At 40.8% G+C, this 250-nt stretch carries 1 pseudogene; it reads left to right on the top strand.

The features are described from left to right. Window positions 1–250: pseudogene (locus MTCD1_RS19835) on the top strand (ribosome biogenesis GTPase Der); the annotation flags it as partial.

Genomic DNA, 250 nt, shown 5'->3' with positions numbered 1-250 from the left:
TCTCACGTTATTAGGTTTTGCGATTAACTCAGGCCGTTCGATTGTGATTGCCATCAATAAATGGGATGGTTTAGATGCTGGCGTGAAAGATCGCATTAAATCTGAATTAGATCGTCGCTTAGGTTTCATTGACTTTGCACGTATCCATTTCATCTCAGCATTGCACGGTACGGGTGTTGGTAACTTATTTGAATCGATTACAGAAGCATTCGATTCATCAACTAAGCGTGTATCAACGTCTATGCTAACG

Source organism: Colwellia marinimaniae (genome assembly GCF_002207865.1).
Classification (GTDB): Bacteria; Pseudomonadota; Gammaproteobacteria; order Enterobacterales; family Alteromonadaceae; genus Colwellia; species Colwellia marinimaniae.
Note: the sequence above shows the minus strand (reverse complement) of the source record. Positions and strands in the feature narration are given on the sequence as shown.